Annotated in this window: 18 protein-coding genes and 1 riboswitch; of the genes, 10 read left to right on the top strand and 8 right to left on the bottom strand. The window is 67.2% G+C overall.

All coding sequences use genetic code 11. From position 1 onward, the window contains the following. The 10 genes from QOC76_RS17255 to QOC76_RS17300 all read left to right on the top strand — a co-directional run. Positions 1 to 327 (top strand): DUF881 domain-containing protein (locus QOC76_RS17255; RefSeq protein ID WP_526358498.1); only part of this gene is annotated, 327 nt, incomplete at its 5' end. Further along, positions 324 to 656, top strand: a complete 333-nt coding sequence (locus tag QOC76_RS17260; RefSeq protein WP_526358500.1) for a small basic family protein — start codon at positions 324 to 326, stop codon at positions 654 to 656. The genes QOC76_RS17255 and QOC76_RS17260, both read left to right, overlap by 4 nt. A 74-nt stretch (positions 657 to 730) precedes the next feature. After that, complete coding sequence (locus QOC76_RS17265) at positions 731 to 1,570, top strand: DUF881 domain-containing protein (protein WP_526358502.1); 840 nt, start codon at positions 731 to 733, stop codon at positions 1,568 to 1,570. A 24-nt stretch (positions 1,571 to 1,594) separates the two neighbouring features. Further along, the gene (gene gcvH, locus QOC76_RS17270) at positions 1,595 to 1,990 is read left to right on the top strand and encodes a glycine cleavage system protein GcvH (RefSeq protein WP_526358504.1); all 396 of its coding nucleotides are present in this window, start codon (positions 1,595 to 1,597) and stop codon (positions 1,988 to 1,990) included. Positions 1,991 to 2,166: 176 nt separating this feature from the next. Next, positions 2,167 to 2,649, top strand: a complete 483-nt coding sequence (gene garA / locus QOC76_RS17275) for a glycogen accumulation regulator GarA (RefSeq protein WP_526358506.1) — start codon at positions 2,167 to 2,169, stop codon at positions 2,647 to 2,649. Between the two features lie 25 nt (positions 2,650 to 2,674). Then, complete coding sequence (ftsR, locus tag QOC76_RS17280) at positions 2,675 to 3,409, top strand: transcriptional regulator FtsR (protein ID WP_526358509.1); 735 nt, start codon at positions 2,675 to 2,677, stop codon at positions 3,407 to 3,409. 48 nt (positions 3,410 to 3,457) lie between these two features. Beyond that, complete coding sequence (locus QOC76_RS17285; protein WP_105346197.1) at positions 3,458 to 3,952, top strand: bifunctional nuclease family protein; 495 nt, start codon at positions 3,458 to 3,460, stop codon at positions 3,950 to 3,952. A gap of 215 nt (positions 3,953 to 4,167) precedes the next feature. Then, entirely contained in the window at positions 4,168 to 4,791 is a 624-nt protein-coding gene (locus QOC76_RS17290; protein ID WP_526358511.1) for a MerR family transcriptional regulator, read from the top strand. Positions 4,792 to 4,841: 50 nt separating this feature from the next. Beyond that, a riboswitch (glycine riboswitch) is annotated at positions 4,842 to 4,939 on the top strand. Between the two features lie 87 nt (positions 4,940 to 5,026). Next, positions 5,027 to 7,900 (top strand): aminomethyl-transferring glycine dehydrogenase, encoded by a 2,874-nt coding sequence (gene gcvP / locus QOC76_RS17295; RefSeq protein ID WP_526358513.1) that lies wholly within the window; start codon positions 5,027 to 5,029, stop codon positions 7,898 to 7,900. Further along, complete coding sequence (locus tag QOC76_RS17300) at positions 7,873 to 8,379, top strand: Rv1352/Rv1906c domain-containing protein (protein ID WP_526358515.1); 507 nt, start codon at positions 7,873 to 7,875, stop codon at positions 8,377 to 8,379. The genes gcvP and QOC76_RS17300 overlap by 28 nt, the downstream gene beginning before the upstream one ends. A 66-nt stretch (positions 8,380 to 8,445) precedes the next feature. Here QOC76_RS17300 and QOC76_RS17305 read toward each other — a convergent pair whose 3' ends face one another. The 8 genes from QOC76_RS17305 to QOC76_RS17340 all read right to left on the bottom strand — a co-directional run. Beyond that, a complete protein-coding gene (locus tag QOC76_RS17305; protein WP_526358517.1) occupies positions 8,446 to 10,650 on the bottom strand; it encodes a substrate-binding domain-containing protein in 2,205 nt (734 codons plus the stop codon). An 88-nt stretch (positions 10,651 to 10,738) separates the two neighbouring features. Next, on the bottom strand, positions 10,739 to 12,946 hold the full coding sequence (locus tag QOC76_RS17310) for a malate synthase G (protein ID WP_526358519.1): 2,208 nt from the start codon (positions 12,944 to 12,946) through the stop codon (positions 10,739 to 10,741). 72 nt (positions 12,947 to 13,018) lie between these two features. Beyond that, positions 13,019 to 13,912, bottom strand: coding sequence for a 3-methyladenine DNA glycosylase (locus tag QOC76_RS17315; RefSeq protein WP_526358521.1), 894 nt, complete (start codon positions 13,910 to 13,912; stop codon positions 13,019 to 13,021). After that, positions 13,905 to 14,957: a CBS domain-containing protein gene (locus QOC76_RS17320; protein WP_526358523.1), complete on the bottom strand. Its 1,053-nt coding sequence runs from the start codon at positions 14,955 to 14,957 to the stop codon at positions 13,905 to 13,907. The genes QOC76_RS17315 and QOC76_RS17320 overlap by 8 nt, the downstream gene beginning before the upstream one ends. Then, on the bottom strand, positions 14,957 to 16,330 hold the full coding sequence (locus QOC76_RS17325) for a CNNM domain-containing protein (protein WP_526358525.1): 1,374 nt from the start codon (positions 16,328 to 16,330) through the stop codon (positions 14,957 to 14,959). Before QOC76_RS17325 ends, QOC76_RS17320 begins: the two co-directional genes overlap by 1 nt. A gap of 215 nt (positions 16,331 to 16,545) precedes the next feature. After that, complete coding sequence (locus QOC76_RS17330) at positions 16,546 to 17,982, bottom strand: GuaB1 family IMP dehydrogenase-related protein (protein ID WP_526358527.1); 1,437 nt, start codon at positions 17,980 to 17,982, stop codon at positions 16,546 to 16,548. An 82-nt stretch (positions 17,983 to 18,064) separates the two neighbouring features. Beyond that, positions 18,065 to 19,522: an NADP-dependent phosphogluconate dehydrogenase gene (gene gnd / locus QOC76_RS17335; RefSeq protein WP_526358529.1), complete on the bottom strand. Its 1,458-nt coding sequence runs from the start codon at positions 19,520 to 19,522 to the stop codon at positions 18,065 to 18,067. Between the two features lie 54 nt (positions 19,523 to 19,576). Next, a partial coding sequence (locus QOC76_RS17340; protein WP_526358531.1) for a M56 family metallopeptidase occupies positions 19,577 to 20,001 on the bottom strand: 425 nt, incomplete at its 5' end.

The raw sequence follows: 20,001 nt of genomic DNA on the forward strand, positions 1-20,001 counted from the left end.
CAACTGGTGGTCAACTCGCTGTGGGTCAGCGGCGCCGAAGCGATCTCGGTAGGCGGCGTGCGAATCGGACCCAACGTGACCGTCCGGCAGGCGGGCGGGGGCATCCTGGTCGACAATCAACCGATCAGCAGCCCCTACGTGATTCTGGCGGTCGGCCCACCGCACGGCATGGGGGACATCTTCGACCGCAGCCCCGGCCTGCAACGGCTTCGCCTGTTGGAGGCCAGCTATGGCGTAGTCGTCACCGTCAGCGCAACCGACAACGTGACCGTGCCCGCGGGTTCGGTGCGAGATGTCAACTTCGCCAAGGAAATCGGAGACAGATGATCGGAATCGCCGCACTTGTCATCGGCATCGTCCTCGGCCTGGTCTTCCATCCCAGCGTGCCCGATTTCGTAGAACCTTATCTGCCGATTGCGGTGGTCGCCGCGCTCGACGCGGTGTTCGGCGGGCTGCGGGCATACCTGGAGCGGATCTTCGACTCCAAGGTCTTCGTGGTGTCGTTCGTGTTCAACGTCCTTGTCGCCGCGCTCATCGTCTATGTCGGCGACCAGCTCGGCGTCGGCACACAACTGTCGACCGCGATCATCGTCGTTCTCGGCATCCGCATCTTCGGCAACGCGGCGGCCTTGCGCCGCAGACTCTTCGGCGCCTGACGCATGAGCATCCGAAGGCGAGCGCGAGTGAGGATCGCAGCGCAGCAAGGACCGGAGCGAGCGGGAGCAGAGGCATGAGCGGCGACACCCCCGACAGCGCGGGCGCACACGAACCCGAACACGCGGGCCGACACGAACTGCCGCCCGACGAACCCGTGCAGCGGATCGGCGACCTTCAGCCCGCGGGAGTCCAGGGTGTGATGCGTCGCGGGCGGTCGCAGCTGGTGTTCGGGGCGCTTGGCGCACTGCTGTGCGTGCTGCTCGGGGTGGCGATCGTCACCCAGGTGCGGCAGAACGAGTCCGGCGACTCGCTGGAGACCGCACGTCCGGCCGACCTGCTGGTGCTGCTGGATTCCCTGCAGCAGCGGGAGGCCGTCCTGAACACAGAAGTAGCCGACCTCCAGCGGACGCTGGCGTCGCTGCAGGCGTCGGGCAGCAGTGATCAGGCCGCGATCGAGAACGCTCAGGCCCGGCTGGCGGCGCTTTCGATCTTGATCGGCACCGTGCCTGCGACCGGTCCGGGGGTCACGCTGACCATCGAGGACGCCGCCCCGGGGGTGGCGCCGGAAACCATGCTCGATGTGGTCAACGAGCTGCGGAACTCCGGCGCCGAGGCGATGGAGGTCCAGGGCGGAGCGGGCGACCCGAAGATCTCCGTCCGGGTCGGGGTGGATACCTGGGTGGTCGGCCGGCCTGGCGCGCTGGCGATCGACGGCCAAACCCTCAACCCGCCGTATACCGTTGTGGCCATTGGGGATCCGCCGACACTCGCGGCCGCGATGAACATTCCCGGCGGGGCGATGGACAGTGTCGAACGAGTGGGCGGGACGATGGTGGTACAACAATCCGACCGGGTCGATGTGACCGCCTTGCGGCAACCGAAAGCCCGCCAATACGCTCAGCCCGTGAAGTGAGCCCGACCCGCAAAGAGGAGCGCAGTGAGCGAAATCCCGCCCGACTTGTACTACACATCCGAACACGAGTGGGTGCAGCGCATCGATGACGACACCGTAAGGGTCGGCATCACCGATTTCGCCCAGTCGTCCCTCGGCGATGTGGTGTTCGTCCAGCTGCCCGACATCGGCGCCGACGTGACCGCGGGGGAGTCGTTCGGCGAGGTGGAGTCGACGAAGTCGGTGTCCGACCTCTATGCACCCGTGACCGCGAAAGTCGTTGCCGTCAACGGCGATCTGGAGACCAGCCCCCAGCTGGTCAATTCCGATCCCTACGGCGCGGGCTGGCTCGTCGAGTTGCAGGCCGACGCCGAGACGCTGGCGGGACAGCTCGACGACCTGCTCGACGCGGACGCCTACCAGGCGCTGGTGACCGAATGAGATCTTGTTAGGGTTGCCAGCGTCTGACGCCCAGAGGTCTTCACGTTGATCCGGCGGGGGTGGACCCAACGTCGACCGCAGCGCGGTACGGTCGACGTGAAACGAATGACAGATGGACAGGGGACCCACAGCGGGCCCGGCCAGATATCGCCACAGCAGCCAGTGAGGAGCAGCGGGTGACGGACAAGGATCAGAATTCTGGGCCTGACCAGACGTCTGACGAGTTGACCGTGGAGACGACATCTGTATTCCGCGCCGACTTCCTCAACGAACTGGACGCCCCGGCATCGGCGGGGTCCGAGGGGGCGGTCTCAGGGGTCGAGGGCCTGCCGGTCGGATCGGCGTTGCTTGTCGTCAAGCGCGGCCCCAACGCAGGATCACGCTTCCTGCTCGACCAGCCGACCACGTCCGCCGGGCGACATCCCGACAGCGACATCTTCCTCGACGACGTCACCGTGAGTCGTCGCCACGCGGAGTTCCGGCTGGAGAACAGTGAGTTCCAGGTCGTTGATGTGGGCAGCCTCAATGGCACCTACGTCAACAGGGAGCCGGTCGACTCGGCGGTGCTGGCCAACGGCGACGAGGTCCAGATCGGCAAGTTCCGCCTGGTGTTCCTCACCGGACCCAAGACCAACGACGACAGCGGTCCGGGCGCCTAACGATGAGCGCTCGCGCGAAGAGAAGATGACACAGCCTGGCGTCCAATCTCCGCTGACCGGGATGTCGATCGGAGCGGTACTCGATTCGCTGCGACCCGACTTCCCGGACGTGACCATCTCCAAGATCCGTTTTCTGGAGGCCGAGGGACTGGTCACGCCGCAGCGGTCGGCGTCTGGCTATCGGCGGTTCACCGCCTACGACTGTGCCCGGCTGCGCTTCGTCCTGACCGCGCAGCGCGACCAGTACCTGCCGCTGAAAGTCATCAAGGCCCAGCTGGACGCTCAGCCCGACGGTGAACTACCCCACACCGGATCCCCCTACGGCGTACCGCGTTTGGTGCCTGTGCCCAGCGAGCCTGCCGCAATCGACGCGGCCGTGGCGCCGACGCAGGTGCGGATGAGCCGCGAAGACCTGCTTGCGCGTTCGGGTGTGGACGACACCGTCCTGACCGCCTTGATCAAGGAGGGTGTGATCACCACGGGAGCGGCCGGATTCTTCGACGAGCATTCCGTGGTCATCGCCCAGTGCGCGCGTGCGCTCGCCGACTACGGGGTCGAGCCTCGTCATCTGAGGGCGTTCCGGTCGGCGGCCGACCGGCAGTCCGATCTGATCGCTCAGATCGCAGGGCCGGTGGTCAAGGCGGGCAAGGCGGGTGCGCGGGATCGCGCCGACGATCTGGCCCGCGAGGTGGCCGCGCTGGCGATCACGTTGCACACGTCGTTGATCAAGTCGGCCGTGCGCGACGTACTCGACAGGTGAGGATTAGACTTGTCGCATTGGCTTCAGCGGTGCGGAGGGCAGACACAGATGGGTGAGGTTCGTGTGGTCGGCATTCGCGTGGAGCAGCCCCAGAACCAGCCGGTGTTGCTGCTGCGCGAGTCCAATGGTGACCGCTATCTGCCGATCTGGATCGGCCAGTCGGAGGCGGCGGCGATCGCTCTCGAGCAGCAGGGCGTCGAACCTGCCCGCCCGCTGACCCACGACCTGATCCGAGATCTCATTGCGGCGCTTGGTCATTCGCTCAAAGAGGTACGCATCGTCGACCTCCAGGAGGGCACCTTCTACGCCGATCTGATCTTCGATCGCGACATCAAGGTGTCGGCGAGGCCGTCCGACTCGGTGGCCATCGCGCTGCGGGTCGGCGTGCCGATCTACGTCGAGGAGGCGGTGCTCGCCGAGGCGGGACTGCTGATCCCCGACGAGAACGACGACGAGGCCACAGGCGCGGTGCGCGAGGACGAGGTCGAGAAGTTCAAGGAGTTCCTCGACAGCGTGTCGCCGGACGACTTCAAGGCCACCTGAGCCGTACGAACATCACGGATGCGTCTCAACTGGCGCTTTCGGGCTCGACACGCGGCGCGGGTTTCCCAGAACGGTGATGGGGGCAGCCATACTTTGATGGCCGCGACGGGCAGTCAGGGTTCGTCGGGGAGCGTATGCTCGACACATTCGAGCTTGGGCAAACGTGCCGCGGTGCAGGTCACAGACGCGAGTTCGATCGGTGAGAGGATTCGAGAGTGGAAGACACGCCACGTCAAGAGCAGCTGGACCTTTCGTCGAACGATGGTGCATCCCAGCCGTCAGCACCGGTCCCCAGCGAACCCGTACAGGCCGGCCTGTTTCCCGATGACTCGGTGCCCGACGAGCTAGTTGGCTATCGCGGGCCGAGCGCCTGCCAGATCGCGGGCATCACCTACCGACAGCTCGATTACTGGGCCAGGACCTCACTGGTCGTGCCGTCGATCCGCAGCGCCGCCGGATCCGGCAGCCAACGGCTGTATTCGTTCAAAGACATCCTTGTCCTCAAGATCGTCAAGCGACTGCTGGACACCGGCATCTCGCTGCACAACATTCGCGTCGCCGTCGACCACCTGCGCCAGCGCGGTGTTCGCGATCTGGCCAACATCACGCTGTTCTCCGACGGGACCACCGTCTATGAGTGCACGTCGGCGGAGGAAGTGGTCGACCTGCTGCAGGGCGGTCAGGGTGTGTTCGGCATTGCAGTCTCCGGCGCGATGCGGGAGCTGACCGGCGCCATCGCCGATTTCCCCGGCGAGCGGGCCGACGGCGGCGAGTCGATCAGTGCGCCGGAGGACGAGTTGGCTCACCGGCGCAAGCACCGCGACCGCAAGATCGGCTGAACCCGGCCACGTGCCGCTCCGACCGAGTGTCGGTAGAATCGGCTGCGCATCGCCCTTACGCGGGAGAGTTCCGTGATCGCCAGTCACGGACGCCGAAGGAGCAACACCTCTCCGTCAACCTCTCAGGCACCCGGACCGCGCAGGGCCCCGATGCCTCTGGAGCGCCCGTGTCCGGGTCGACGACTGAGGGAGGGGAAACCTAGCGGGTTTCCTGCCCCAAGCGTTGAGGAGATGGATGTTCTCCCACGATCTACCGAGTTTCGCGGACCGGCACATCGGGCCGGACGCCGATGCCGTCGCCACCATGCTCAAGACCATCGGTGTGGGCTCGCTCGACGAACTCGCCGACAAGGCGCTTCCCGCAGGCATTCTCGACGCGTTGTCCGCCGTTGGCATCGCGCCCGGCCTCGACCACCTCCCTCAGGCCGCGAGTGAAGAGCAGGCGCTGGCCGAGTTGCGCGCACTCGCCGACGCCAACACCGTCGCTGTCTCGATGATCGGCCAGGGTTATTACGACACGCTGACTCCGCCGGTGCTGCGGCGAAACATCCTCGAGAACCCGGCCTGGTACACGGCGTACACGCCTTATCAGCCGGAAATCAGCCAGGGCAGGCTGGAGGCACTGCTGAACTTCCAGACCATGGTCGCCGACCTCACCGGCCTCGAGGTGGCCAACGCATCGATGCTCGACGAGGGCACCGCCGCCGCTGAGGCGATGACCCTGATGCACCGCGCAGTGCGCGGCACGTCGAACCGGCTGGCCGTCGACAGCGATCTGTACAAGCAGACCGCCGCCGTGCTGGCCACCAGGGCCGAGCCGCTCGGCATCGAGATCGTCACCGCCGACCTGCGCGACGGCCTGCCCGACGGCGAGTTCTTCGGGGTAATCACCCAACTGCCTGGCGCCGGTGGCCAGGTGGTCGACTGGACCGATCTGGTGAGCCAGGCCCACGAGCGCGGCGCGCTGGTGGCGATCGGGGCCGACCTGCTCGCGCTGACGCTGATCACCCCGCCGGGTGAGATCGGTGCCGACGTGGCGTTCGGCAGCACCCAACGCTTCGGTGTGCCAATGGGTTTCGGCGGACCGCACGCCGGCTATCTGGCCGTGCACGCCAAGCATGCGCGGCAACTGCCGGGCCGACTTGTCGGGGTCTCGGTGGACGCAGACGGCTCACCGGCCTACCGGCTCTCCCTGCAGACCCGCGAACAGCACATTCGCCGCGACAAGGCCACCAGCAACATCTGCACCGCGCAGGTGCTGCTGGCGGTGATCGCCGCGATGTACGCGAGCTATCACGGCGCCGAGGGGCTGACCGGCATCGCCCGGCGGGTGCACGACCGTGCCCGCACCCTGGCGGCTGGGCTGTCGGCGGCAGGCGTCGAGGTGGTGCACGACCGCTTCTTCGACACTGTGCTGACGAAGGTGTCCGGACGTGCCACACAGGTTCGCGACGAGGCCAAGTCGCGCGGCGTCAACGTCTGGATGGTCGACGAGGACCACATCTCCGTGTCCTGTGACGAGGCCACCACGCCCGAACACGTCGACGGCGTGCTCGCGGCGTTTGGGGCGGCCACGGCCGTGACATCCACAAAGACAGCGGCGAGGGGAACCGACTTCGCCGGGCGCGACATCGCGACAAGGACATCGGAGTTCCTGACCCATCCCGCATTCACCCGGTACCGCACCGAAACCGAGATGATGCGGTATCTGCGGTCGCTGGCCGACAAAGACATCGCGTTGGACCGCAGCATGATTCCGCTCGGCTCGTGCACCATGAAACTGAATGCGGCAGCGGAGATGGAGCCGATCAGCTGGCCCGAGTTCGCCCGCCAGCATCCGTTCGCGCCGACCTCCGACGCACCGGGTCTGCGCAAGCTGATCGCGGACCTGGAGACGTGGCTGGCGGATCTGACCGGTTATGACGCGGTGTCGCTGCAGCCCAACGCGGGCTCACAGGGCGAATATGCGGGTCTGCTGGCGATCCAGGCCTATCACGCCGAGCGTGGCGAGCGGGACCGCGATGTGTGTCTGATCCCGTCGAGCGCCCACGGCACGAATGCGGCGTCGGCGGCGCTTGCGGGCATGCGGGTCGTGGTGGTGGCCTGCCGCGGCAACGGCGACGTCGACCTCGACGATCTGCGCGCAAAGGTCAGTGAGCACGCGGATCGATTGTCCGCCTTGATGATCACCTATCCGTCCACTCACGGCGTGTACGAGCACGACATCGCCGACATCTGCGCGGCGGTGCACGACGTCGGCGGCCAGGTGTACGTCGACGGTGCCAACCTCAACGCGTTGGTCGGGCTTGCCCGGCCCGGGAGGTTCGGCGGCGACGTAAGCCACCTGAACCTGCACAAGACGTTCTGCATTCCGCACGGCGGCGGCGGTCCCGGTGTCGGGCCGGTCGCGGTCCGGGCACACCTGCAGCCGTATCTGCCCGGTCATCCGCTGGCCGGCGAACTTCCCGAGAAGCACACGGTGTCGTCGGCGCCGTACGGGTCGGCGTCGATCCTGCCGATCACCTGGGCCTACATCCGGATGATGGGCGCGGACGGGCTGCGCGCAGCATCGCTGACCGCGATCGCTTCGGCGAACTACATCGCCCGCCGCCTCGACGAGTACTACCCGGTTCTCTACACCGGCGAGAACGGCATGGTCGCCCACGAGTGCATCCTCGACCTGCGCGGAATCACGAAGTCGACGGGCGTCACGGTCGACGACGTCGCGAAACGGTTGGCAGACTTCGGCTTCCATGCGCCGACGATGAGCTTCCCGGTGGCGGGCACGCTGATGGTCGAGCCGACGGAAAGCGAAAGCCTCACCGAAGTCGATGCGTTCTGTGAGGCCATGATCGCCATTCGCGCCGAGATCGACCTCGTCGGCGCGGGCGCCTGGCCAGCCGACGACAACCCGCTGCGCGGGGCGCCACACACCGCGGAGAGCCTGCTCGTCGACGACTGGTCACACCCCTACAGCCGTCAACAGGCGGCATATCCGCTGGGTAAGACCTTCCGGCCCAAGGTGTGGCCGCCGGTTAGGCGCATCGACGGCGCGTATGGTGATAGGAACCTGATGTGTTCATGTCCACCAGTGGAGGCATTCGCCTGATGTCCCGAATCGCGGTCGCGGCCGCACTGCTCGTCGTCGGCTGGTCCGCGTCGACGTCCGTGGCGTACGCCGATCCCGAGCCGGCGCCACCGCCGCCTGCGCCGCACGGGGAGGAGGGGGCCCCGGCGCCAGGGCCGTTGACCAGTTTCGGCGACGGCACCTATGCGGTCGGAACCGAGATCCTGCCCGGCGTGTACCAGTCAGCCGGTCCGGTCGAGGGCAGCGCTTGCTATTGGAAGCGGTCCAACAACGACGGCACCGTCGCCAATGCCATGACCAAGAAACCGCAGACGGTGGAGATCGCGCCGGGCGATACGACGTTCAAGACCAGCCAATGCCAGGAGTGGCAGAAGACCGACGCCGCACCGCCGCCCCCGCCCAATCCCGGTGACCTGCTGGGCCAGCTGGGCTCCCTGGTCGGTCCGGCCGTTCTGGGGCCGAGCGGTGGCGCCTCGAGCGGCGCGTCGAGCGGCGGTTGATACCCCGTCGCAGGTGACTGACGCGGGACCCGGCGGGCCCCTTACCTTTTGAGCTGCGCCGGCGCGCTAGCCGAGGAACGTGGCGACCGCCGAAGACAGATCCGGCGACGCCGATGTCGACAGGTTCTGGTAGCCGCCACCGCTGATCTGGGCGACCGCCTCCCACGCCGCGCGGTCCGGGTCACCCCCGAAGTCGATCACGTTGATCGCGACCGGCCGTGCGGGATCGAAGGTCCGGCGCACGTAGTCCTGCAGGCCGCTGCTGTCGAGGCTTTGATCGGAATGTGGGCCCGCCGTGATCACGAGAAGCGAATTCGTCTGCCCCTGACGGAACTTCGCGAGTGCATCGTCGTAGATCATCCGCAGCGTCGTGAACGACACCGCCCCGCCGCTCGATGCGGTTTGCCCGTCCAGTGTCGCGGTCAGTGCGGCCGAGCGCGGCCTACCCCCGACAGGGTCGGACAGCGGGCCCGTCGGGACTTCGGAACGCCCCTCGACACCGTCGAACGTCCACAGTCCGACCGCCGACGTGGGCGGCATCGTCTGCAACTGCGCGTTCAGCGCCGCGACCACGTTGGCGAGCCGGGTCTTGCCGCCCTCCTGCGCGCTCATCGACTGGTCGAGCATGATCGTGACGGCCGGGTTGTCCGCCGGTGTGGTCAGCGCGTTGGCCAGGGTGGCCCGCATGGTCGAGTCGCCGACCGACAGGGGAGCCGGGATCGGGGCGAAGTTCGTGACGTCGCTCTTCGGCGGCTCGCCGCCGTCGGTGCGGAAGCCCAACTTGGCCAGCTCGGCGAGTTGTTCGGGCTTGCGGAGGTAGCGGGAGAACTCACTGGCGGCGGTCACCTGTTCCTGTGACAGCCACGTGCCCTTGAGAAGCACCGCCGGATAGTCGGCCGTCGCGGTCGGGCCCGGCGGAATCCAGGAGGCCACAACGTTCTTCGCGTCCGACAGCGAGGTGCCGCGTTGATACAGCTGCTGCTCGGTGGTGACGACGGCGTGCACCGGCGCCGCGGCGGGATCGTTCGCCTTCAGCAGCGCGTCCATCGCGGTCGACGCTTTGTTGTCGCCGAGCTTGGGCTGGCCCGACATCAGGGTGTTGACCGCGCCGGTGCCTGCGCTCGGCGGGGCTCCGGCCGGTGCGGACGCCGCAGCGACAGCCTCGGCCGCGAGGTAGGACGCGTCACTGTCTCCGCTCAGCGGCAGCGCGAGACGCAACGAACCCCAGCCGGGCAGATTCAAGCCGTTCAATGAGGTGGGGTTGCTCTGCAGACCAGGCAAGGTACCCCAGTTCTGCTGCGCGAGCGCACTCTTGAGCTGAGGACGGATGGCCAGCACGACGGGTGAGCTGACCAGCGAGCGGCTGTCGTCGACGGTTTCCTCGCCTGCCACCGCCTCAAGGCGGGCCTGGGAGATCGAACTGCCGGGAATCCACAGCGCCGGACGTTCGCCGAGCTCGGCAGGCCAGGTACCGACGAAGCCGTTCACCACCTGATCGGAGTCCGCCGCCTTGACGTCCATCTCGACGCAGCTGTCACCGACCGGATTGGCTGTTTCGTTGAACTTCTTGGCCAGCGTGGAGATTTCGTCGGCGATGGACGGATCGGCGATGACGGCCACGGCTTTCTGGCCGTCGACGCATCGGGCGGAGGCGATACTGGACCGGTCCGACAACGCGTCACCGAAGAAGCGCCACAGGATGAAGGCGGCCACCACGACGACGACCGCGACCAGTGCGCCGATGACGCCCCAGCTGACACCTCGGCGGCCCGGCTGGATCGCGCGGTGGCTGCCGGTCCATTCGCCGCCTTCCCACTCACCCGAGTGCTGGGAACGCGGAGGAGCCTTGGGGGGTGGCGTGCCCGCAACGTATGACGGCGCCTCATCTGCGGGACGGCCGAACTCTCGCTCGGCGGGTTCGGGTTCGCGATAGCCGGCCTGCAAGTAATCGGGTACGTCGGTGTACTCGGACTCGGGATAGTCGGACTCGTAACCGTCGTCGTAATCCGCTTCGTAATCGGTTTCGAACCCGGGCTGCTGGACCGGGGGTTCGCCGTAGCCGGGCTGCGGATAGGCGGGCTCGCCGTAACCCGGTTCGTCATACGTCGGGTCGCCGTAGCGCGGATAGTCGGGCTGCGGAGGGCTCGGCTGGTAACCCGGGTGGTCGTAGGGCGCGACCTGCTGCTGTTCGAACGATTCGGTCGCATCGGCTGCGCCCTCGGGGGGACCGCCTGAGGACTCCTCGGGGTCGGGAATGCTGTGCCTACCCACGCCTGCGCCTGCGTCCTCTCCGTTCGCTGATCATTGCTGGCAGCTCAGCTGCCTCGCCGAAGTCTATCCACATTCCGAAACTTGCCGGTCAGCCGGCGTTGCTGGGATTCGCCGCTTTGAACTCGCGCCTGCGCCGGTGCAGGATCGGCTCGGTGTAGCCGTTGGGCTGCTGCGCCCCGGACAGAATCAGCTCCTGCGCGGCCTGGAAGGCAATGCTGGCGTCGGGGTCGGGCGCCATCGGCCGGAACTCCGGATCGGCCTCGTTCTGCTTGTCCACCACGGCGGCCATCCTGCGCAGGCTGGCCTTCACGTCATCGGCGGTGATGACGCCGTGCCGCAGCCAGTTGGTGAGCAGCTGGCTGGAAATACGCAGCGTGGCACGGTCCTCCATCAGCGCGACGTCGTGAATGTCGGGCACCTTGGAGCAGCCGACACCTGCGTCGATCCAGCGCACCACGTAGCCAAGAATCGATTGGCAGTTGTTGTCGACCTCTTCGCGGATCTCCTCCGGCGCCCAGGCCAGCTCCTTGGCCAACGGAATGGTGAGCAGCTCGTCGATGGTGGTGCGGGTCTTTCCCTCGAGCTCCCTCTGCACCTCGAACACGTCCACCTGGTGGTAGTGCATGGCGTGCAGCGTGGCAGCGGTCGGTGACGGCACCCATGCCGTGGTGGCGCCTGCCTTCGGCTGACCGATCTTCTGCTCGACCATGTCGGCCATCAGCTCGGTCATCGCCCACATGCCCTTACCGATCTGGGCCCTGCCGGAGAGGCCGGTTGCCAGACCCGTGTCGACGTTGGCGTCCTCGTAGGCCTTGATCCACGCGGTGCTCTTCATCGCGCCCTTGCGGATCATCGGGCCGGCCTCCATCGAGGTGTGGATCTCGTCGCCGGTGCGGTCGAGGAATCCGGTGTTGATGAAGACAACCCGATCGGCGGCTGCCTTGATGCACGCCTTCAGGTTGAGGGTGGTGCGGCGCTCCTCGTCCATGATGCCGACCTTGATGGTGGTCGGCGGCAGCCCGAGCACGTCCTCAACCCTGGCGAACAGCTCGGAGGTGAACGCCACCTCGTCGGGTCCGTGCATCTTCGGCTTCACGATGTAGATCGACCCGGTGCGACTGTTGACCAACGGCCCGTTGCCGTCGCCCGCCTTGAGGCCGTGACTCGCGATCAGGCTGGTGAACAACGCATCCTGGATGCCCTCGGGCACTTCGTTGCCGTCGGCGTCGACAATCGCGTCGTTGGTCATCAGGTGTCCGACGTTGCGCACGAACAGCAGGCTGCGCCCGGGCAGCGTGAGCTCGCCGCCGTCGGGTGTCTGAAAAGTCCGGTCCTCGTTCAGTACGCGGGTGAACGTCTTGTCGCCCTTTGTGACGTCCTCGGCGAGATCGCCCCTGTTCAGCCCGAGCCAGTTGCGGTAGCCGAGCACCTTGTCCTCGGCGTCGACGGCGGCCACCGAGTCCTCGAAGTCCTGGATCGTGGTGATCGCGGACTCCAGCACCACGTCCTTGATGCCGGCCTTGTCGGTCGAGCCGACGGGTGACTCCGGGTCGATCAAAATCTCGATGTGCAGGCCGTTGTTGACCAGCAGCACCGACCAGTCGGGGGAGCCGAGTTCGCCGGTGTAGCCGACGAACTTCTCCGGACTCGCCAGGCCAACCGATCCGTCGGCGGTACCCACCTGCAGCACCCCGTCGTCGAGGCTCAGTCCTGTCGCATCTGCCCAGGACCCCGACTCCAGTGGCACCGCCTCGTCCAGGAAGTTCCTGGCGTAGGCGATGACCTTGTCCCCGCGCACTGGGTTATATTCGCCGCCGGATCCGGCCGCCGGCTCCGCCCCGTCGTCCTCCGGAATGACGTCGGTGCCGTACAGCGCGTCGTACAGCGAACCCCACCGCGCATTGGCGGCATTGAGCGCGAACCGCGCGTTGAGGACGGGCACCACCAGCTGCGGGCCCGCCATGGTGGTGATCTCGTCGTCGACGCCGGACGTGGTGATGGTGAAGTCGTCAGGCTCGGGCTGCAGATAGCCGATCTCGGTGAGGAACTGCTTGTAGGCCTCTGGGTCGAGAGGCTCGATGACCCGGTGGCGGTGCCACTTGTCTATTTGCGCCTGCAGTTCGTCCCGGTGAGCCAGCAGTTCCTGGTTCTTCGGGGTCAGATCGGCGACGACCTTGTCGACTCCCGACCAGAAGGTGTCGGGATCGATGTCGGTGCCTGGTAGCGCCTCGTTGTTGATGAAGTCGTACAACGTCTGGGCGATACGCAGGTTCCCTACCGTCACGCGATCAGTCATATTTTCCTCCCTCGGCTGCACAGCGCCGCGTGGCGCACTGCCGTCGGTCCAGTTTACCCGCGGGTAGCAGGGCTAATTGCCAACCGCGGCTACGGCCGCCGCCAGCAATTCGTCGCAGCGATCGGCGATCCTGGTCCGCAGAGGCGCCGCCCTGCCTGCGATGTCCTGCTGTGCGCGGGCGTAGGCGGCCCGACCGGCAGGCGTTTCGACGGCGATGGGCTCGAAACCGTAGTCGCGCAGATCATAGGGGCTCGCCCTCATGTCGAGCACGCGGGCGTCAGCGGCCAGCTCCAGGCAGTCCATCACCAGACCTGACTCGACGAGCGGACTGAGTTTGAAAGCCCACTTGTACAAATCCATGTTGGCGTGCACGCAGCCGGGCTGCTCCCAGCCCGATTGGCCTTCGCGTGACGGGGTGCCCGCGTTGAGTGCAGCCGCAGGCTCGGTGAAGAACCGGAACGCGTCGAAGTGGGTGCAGCGCAGCGGCATCGACTCGACGACCGCATCGGTGCCGTCCGCACCGAGCCGCAGCGGCACACGTTCGTGTCTTACCGCCGGCGCCCTGTACACCATCGCCCACTCGTGCATTCCGAAGCAGTTCATGCGGGGCGAGCGAGTGTCCGTCGCGCGCAACAGGTTGGCGATGAACTGCACGGTGTCGACGCGGGACCGCAGGTATTGGCCGGTAACCGTCACGCCCGCGGGATGGGTTCCGTAACCGGTGCGGTTCACATAGTGGCGCGCCGCGGGGGTGGTCCGTCCGCCGAGCACGGCGCCGAAGCCGGGATGCCAGACGCGGAGCCGGCGCGGCCGCAGGCTGTAGTAGCGAAAGAGGAAATCCCACACCGGATGTGGCTCACCAACCTGCGCGCGCGTCTGATGAGGCGCGAGGAACTCCTCGACCCGGCGACGGTAGGCGCGGTCGCGCGTCGTCCAGTCGGACTCGGTCAGCAGCGTGTCAGCCACCGTGGGTCCGATGCCGCATCGCGCCGACGAGGTCCTCGACCAGATCCTCGAGTGCCACCATCGCCGTCACGCTGCCGTCGTCGGCGGTGACCAGGGCGAGGTGACTGTTGCTGCGGCGCAGCCGCGACAGCGCGTCGGGCAGCGGCGAGGACGCGGGCACTTGGGGCAGCGGCCGGACCATCGACAGATCGACGACCGCGTCGGCGTCGTTCACCAGATTCAGCACGTCCTTGATGTGGATGTAGCCGATGTAGCGCCCACCGCTGCCGGTCACCGGAAACCGGGAGTAACCACTGTCCTGCAGCGCCTGTTGGATCGCGTCGACGGCGGGGCCGGTGTCGGCGGCCGCCGCCGGTACCGCGTGCACCTCGCTCAGCGGTATGGCCACGTCGGAGACGGCGCGAGTGCGGATCTGCAGTGCACGCGACAATCGGTTGTGCTCCTCCGGGTCGAGCAGCCCCTCGGACAGCGACTCGGCGATCATCTCGGACAACTCGACCGTCGAAACCGTGTTCTCCAGTTCGGGTTTCGCCCTGATGCCCATCGCACGAAGCGTCATGTGCGCACACCAGTCGTACACCGCGATGACGGGTCGCGCCAGCCGAACCCAGGCCAGGTACGGCGGAACGAGCAGCATGGCCGCCGATTCGGGTCCAGCGATCGCGATGTTCTTCGGCACCATCTCACCGAGCAGCACATGGAGCACCACGACCACCGTGATTGCGATGACGAATGACACGGTGTGCAGCAGGGCCTCCGGCACGCCGAAAAGGTCGAACGGCTTCTCGAGCAGGTGAGCGACCGCGGGCTCACCGACCCGGCCGAGCAGGATCGAGCAGATCGTGATGCCGAGTTGGGCGCCCGCCAGCATCACCGACAGGTTCTGGCCCGCCCGGATCACCGTGACCGCGCGGCGCTTGCCCTGTTCGGCGAGGGCTTCGAGGCGGTCACGGCGCGCCGAGATCAGCGCGAACTCCGCCCCGACGAAGAAGGCGTTCGCCGCGAGCAGTGCGACGGTGAGCAACACGCCGAAGAAATCGCCCATCAGCGTTCATCGTCCTCGTCGTGCGACTCGCTGATGCGGCCAAGCCTGGTCAGCTCGAGCAGGTCGATGCGCCTGCCGTCCATCCGCACGACCGTTGCCAGCCAGCGCACCGGGTCATCGATCGGGCCGTCGGGGTCGAACGCCGTCAGCTCGACCGCCTCACCCGGCTTGGGGATGTGGCCGAGCTCCTGCATCACCAGGCCGCCGATGGTCTCGTATTCGCCTTCGGGGGCGCGGAATCCGCCGTTCTGGGCCACCTCGTCGATGCGCAAGAGGCCCGATACCCGCCAGCTGTCGCGGCTCATGCGCAACACATCGGGTGTGACGTCGTCGTGCTCATCACGGACGTCGCCGACGATTTCCTCGATCAGGTCTTCCATCGTCACCATGCCCGCGGTGCCGCCGTATTCGTCGGCCACCAGCACGGTCTGCAGCGCACTCGCCCGCACCTGCGCCATCACGTCGTCCCCGTCGAGCGTCGACGGCACCACGGGAACCGGGGTGGCCAGGCCCGCCAGCGCGGTGCGCGATCGATCATCCCGCGGCACCTCGAAGACCTGTTTGACGTGCACAAGACCGATCGTCTCGTCCAGGTCGCCCTCCACGATCGGGAAGCGGGAATAGCCGGTCTCCATCGCCATCACGACCAGGTCGGCGACGTTCTCGTCGGCCTGCAGCACCTCGATCTTGGACCGCGGTGTCATCAGCTCTTCTGCGGTGCGCGACCCGAACTGCAGCGAGCGGTCCACCAGTGCCGCCGTGGTCGGGTCGAGGGCGCCGCGGCGCGCGGAGTTGCGCACCAGTGACCCGAGCTCCTGCGGCGATCGGGCCGACCGCAGCTCCTCGGCGGGCTCGATGCCCAGCCGGCGCAGGATCCAGTTGGCGGTGCCGTTCGTCAGCTTGATCACCGGGGTGAACAGCATCGAGAACAGCACCTGCGGTCCCGCCACGATGCGCGCCGTCTCCAACGGTCTGGCCACGGCCAGGTATTGCGCGACCAGTTCGCCGAAGACCATCGACACCGACGTGGCGATCAGCAGGGAGAGCGCAAGAGCCAGGCCGCCTGCGACGCTCTCGGTCACCGCCAGCTTCGCGAAGAGGGGCTCCAGCAGCCGGCCGATCAGCGGCTCGGCCAGGTAACCGGTGATCAGCGTGGTCACCGATATGCCCACCTGCGCGCCGGACAGCTGGAAGGACAGCGTCTTGTGGGCTCGCTGGACGATGTGATCGCGCCTGCCGCCGGTGCGGGCGTTCGCGTCGACCGTGCTGCGTTCCAGCGCGGTCAGCGAGAACTCGGCCGCCACGAAGACCGCCGTTCCCATAGTCAGAACGACAAAGGCCAACAGGGCCAACAACGTGTAGGCGACGCTCACCGCGTCCTCGTCAAATGGTCGCCGGACCATGCGCCCGGCCGACTAGAGGAGGGTTCGGCGTCGGGTTCGACTCCGGTCATGTCTGTTGGCATCCCCGGGGCTGGCCCCTCGTCCCGGAAGCTCGAGGCCTCAACGGGTGCCTGCGGCACGGATTGCCTTTCTGTGAGGGCGGCGATGAAAGCCCTATGTTAGCCGGTCGGACCGGATCGCCTCGGTCACCAGCCCGTCGGCAGTGGATGGCCCTCGGCGAACCCGGCCACCGACTGGACACCGAGCAGAACCTTCTCGTGTAGTTCGGCGAGCGTGTGCGCCCCGACGTAGGTGCACGTGCTGCGCACGCCCGAGGTGATGTGGTCGAGCAGATCCTCCACACCGCCGCGGGCGGGGTCGACACCCATCCGCGACGTGGAGATCCCTTCCTCGAACAACGCCTTGCGGGCCCGGTCGAACGGGCTGTCGCCTGCGGTGCGCGCGGCGACCGCCCGCTTGGACGCCATCCCGTAGCTCTCCTTGTACGGCTGATTCTCGCGGTCGCGCATGAGGTCACCGGGCGACTCGTAGGTGCCTGCGAACCACGACCCGATCATCACGTTGGACGCACCGGCCGCCAGCGCGAGCGCGACATCGCGTGGATGACGCACGCCACCGTCCGCCCACACGTGTGCACCGAGTTGGCTTGCCGCCGAGGCGCATTCGACGACCGCCGAGAACTGTGGACGGCCGACGCCGGTCATCATCCTGGTGGTGCACATGGCACCGGGTCCGACACCGACCTTGACGATGGACGCGCCCGCGCTGATCAGGTCGCGGGTGCCTTCGGCGGAAACCACGTTGCCGGCCGCCAGCGGTAGACCCAGATCGAGCGAGGACACTGCCTTGATCGCGTCCAGCATCTTGACCTGATGCCCGTGCGCGGTGTCGGCCACCAGCACGTCGACCCCGGCCTCGGCGAGCGCACGGGCTTTGGCGCCCACATCGCCGTTGATGCCGATCGCCGCCGCGATCCGCAGCCGGCCGCGGGCGTCGACGGCAGGCGTGTAGATGCCGGCCCTGATCGCCCCGGTGCGGGTCAGCACACCGGCCAGCTTGCCCGCCGCGTCGGTCATCACCGCGACGTCGACGGGGGCGTGTTCGAGCAGGTCGAAGACCTTGCGCGGCTCGGTGCCGACGGGTGCGGTGACGAAGTCGGTGATAGCGACGTCGCGCACGCGGGCGAAGCGGTCGACTCCGGCGCAGTTGGCCTCGGTGACCAGGCCGACGGGCCTGCCCTCGAAGACCACCACCGCTGCGCCATGCGCGCGTTTGTGGATGAGGGCTGTCGCGTCGGACACCGAATCGTCGGGCAGCAACGTCACCGGGGTGTCGACGACGAGGTCCCGGCTCTTGACGAAGTTCACCGTCTCCTCGACCGCCGAGATCGGAAGGTCTTGCGGCAATACGACGATGCCGCCGCGACGCGCTATCGTCTCGGCCATCCGCCGCCCGGCAACGGCCGTCATGTTGGCCACGACGACGGGGATGGTGGTGCCCGAGCCGTCCGAAGTCGACAGGTCGACGTCGAACCGGGACGCCACATCCGACCGACCGGGGACGATGAACACGTCGTTGTAGGTCAGGTCATACGCCGGCTTCTCGCCGTCCAAGAATCTCATCGCCGACCAGTCTAGTTTTCCCCCGAGACTGCGGAGAGATCGCTCGATGGCGCGAAGTCACGATCTGCTCGCATGCTCGGCGTTAAGCAGGCACTTCGCTTCGGTCCCCGCTCCAGAGCGTGTGGAAGCGCTTGTCGTCATCGGCGTCGATGCGTCCGTAGGTGTGCGCGCCGAAGAAGTCCCGCAGCCCCTGGGTGAGCGCGGCGGGAAGCCGCTCGGTGCGCAGGGCGTCGTAGTAGGACAGCGCGGAGGAGAAGCCGGGGATCGGGATGCCCAGCTGCGTGGCGGTGACGACGACGCGGCGCCAGCTGTCGATCGCGGATTCGATGGCGTCGCGGAAGTACGGCGCGACGATCAGCGTCGCCAGATCCGGCTCGTCGTCGAAGGCCTCCTTGATCCGGTTGAGGAACTTGGCGCGGATGATGCAGCCGCCGCGCCAGATGGTGGCCATGTCGCCGGGCGTGATGCCCCAGTCGTACTCGGCGCTGCCCGCCTGGATCTGGTTGAAGCCCTGGGCGTAGGCGATGATCTTCGAAGCGTAGAGCGCCTTGCTGACGTCGTCGATGAACTGCCTTGCATCGCCGGGTTTTTCGCCGAGGGCGCCTGATGCCAGTCCGGTGGTGGCCTTGCGCTGGGTCACCGATCCGGACAGCGCACGTGCGAACACCGCCTCGGCGATGCCGGTGACGGGCACGCCCAGGTCGAGGGCGGACTTGACCGTCCAGCGGCCGGTGCCCTTCTGCTCGGCCTCGTCGAGGATGACGTCGACGAGCGGCTTGCCGGTCCTGGCGTCGGTCTGCCGCAGCACCTCGGCGGTGATCTCGATCAGGAAGCTGTCGAGATCGCCCTTGTTCCATTCGCCGAACACGTCGGCGATCTGGCCCGCCTCCAGGCCAAGGCCGTCGCGCAGAAGCTGGTAGGCCTCGCCGATGAGTTGCATGTCGGAGTACTCGATGCCGTTGTGCACCATCTTCACGAAGTGGCCCGCGCCGTCGGGCCCGATGTGGGTGCAGCAAGGCACGTCGTCGACGTGCGCGGAGATCTCCTCGAGCAATGGGCCCAACGTCTTGTACGACTCCGCAGGGCCGCCCGGCATGATCGACGGGCCCTTCAGGGCGCCCTCCTCGCCGCCGGAGATGCCTGCACCGACGAAGTGCAGGCCGCGTTCCCGCATCGCCTTCTCCCGGCGAATGGTGTCGGTGTACAACGCGTTTCCGCCGTCGATGATGATGTCGCCCTCTTCGAAGACCTCGGCGAGTTCGTTGATGACGGCATCGGTCGGGTCGCCCGCCTTGACCATGATCAAGGCGCGCCGCGGCTTCTGCAGTGCAGCCGCGAACTCGGCCATGGTCTCGGCACGCACAAACGTGCCTTCGGAGCCGTGCTCGTCCAGCAGTGCGTCGGTCTTGGCCACAGAACGGTTGTGCAGTGCGACGGTGTAGCCGTGATCGGCGAAGTTCCTCGCGATGTTGGACCCCATGACGGCAAGGCCGGTAACGCCGATCTGAGCGGTGCCATTGGTGGATTCAGACGAGCTCACAGACGAGGCCTTTCGTTGTTTTGTTGTAGCACAAGGTTTTTGGCGAACTGCCGCCTAGGCGATGAACAGTCGGTGAAGTTCGGTCAACCACGGCACTGCCAGCGCGACAGTGGGCGTGACGAGCACAGCCACGGCGGCGAGATACGCGCCGATGGCCGCGGCGATGCTGTTGCCGCGACCGCCGAGACGGCGCACCCGCAGCACGGTCGTCGGCCCGCCCGCCGCCAGAGCGCCCGCTGGGGTTCGGCCCGCCGCGCAGGCGACCAGCGCCCGGGCCAGGGGAGTGGGGCCGGCCGCACGCACTGCGGCGTCGTCGGCGAGCAGCTCGATGAGAAGCCGCACGGCATCCAGCGCGTTGGCGCTTCGGACGAAGCGGGGGAACGCGGCGTGCACCGCGGTGAACATCTCCAGAACCAGGTCATGACGGGCCCTCAGGTGGGCGCGCTCGTGGGACAGGATGGCGGTGATCTCCTTGTCCG

Origin of the sequence: Mycobacterium sp., assembly GCF_032159565.1 — a bacterium.
In the GTDB taxonomy this organism is placed as follows: domain Bacteria; phylum Actinomycetota; class Actinomycetes; order Mycobacteriales; family Mycobacteriaceae; genus Mycobacterium.

What these genes read in the sequence shown, in the direction of transcription:
- ftsR (WP_526358509.1), top strand. Translation starts at nt 2,675, where the DNA reads ATGACACAGCCTGGCGTCCAATCTCCGCTGACCGGGATGTCGATCGGA.
- QOC76_RS17260 (WP_526358500.1), top strand. Translation starts at nt 324, where the DNA reads ATGATCGGAATCGCCGCACTTGTCATCGGCATCGTCCTCGGCCTGGTC.
- QOC76_RS17320 (WP_526358523.1), bottom strand. Translation starts at nt 14,957, where the DNA reads ATGGGCGATTTCTTCGGCGTGTTGCTCACCGTCGCACTGCTCGCGGCG.
- QOC76_RS17285 (WP_105346197.1), top strand. Translation starts at nt 3,458, where the DNA reads ATGGGTGAGGTTCGTGTGGTCGGCATTCGCGTGGAGCAGCCCCAGAAC.
- QOC76_RS17300 (WP_526358515.1), top strand. Translation starts at nt 7,873, where the DNA reads ATGTCCACCAGTGGAGGCATTCGCCTGATGTCCCGAATCGCGGTCGCG.
- QOC76_RS17265 (WP_526358502.1), top strand. Translation starts at nt 731, where the DNA reads ATGAGCGGCGACACCCCCGACAGCGCGGGCGCACACGAACCCGAACAC.
- QOC76_RS17330 (WP_526358527.1), bottom strand. Translation starts at nt 17,982, where the DNA reads ATGAGATTCTTGGACGGCGAGAAGCCGGCGTATGACCTGACCTACAAC.
- gcvP (WP_526358513.1), top strand. Translation starts at nt 5,027, where the DNA reads ATGTTCTCCCACGATCTACCGAGTTTCGCGGACCGGCACATCGGGCCG.
- QOC76_RS17310 (WP_526358519.1), bottom strand. Translation starts at nt 12,946, where the DNA reads ATGACTGATCGCGTGACGGTAGGGAACCTGCGTATCGCCCAGACGTTG.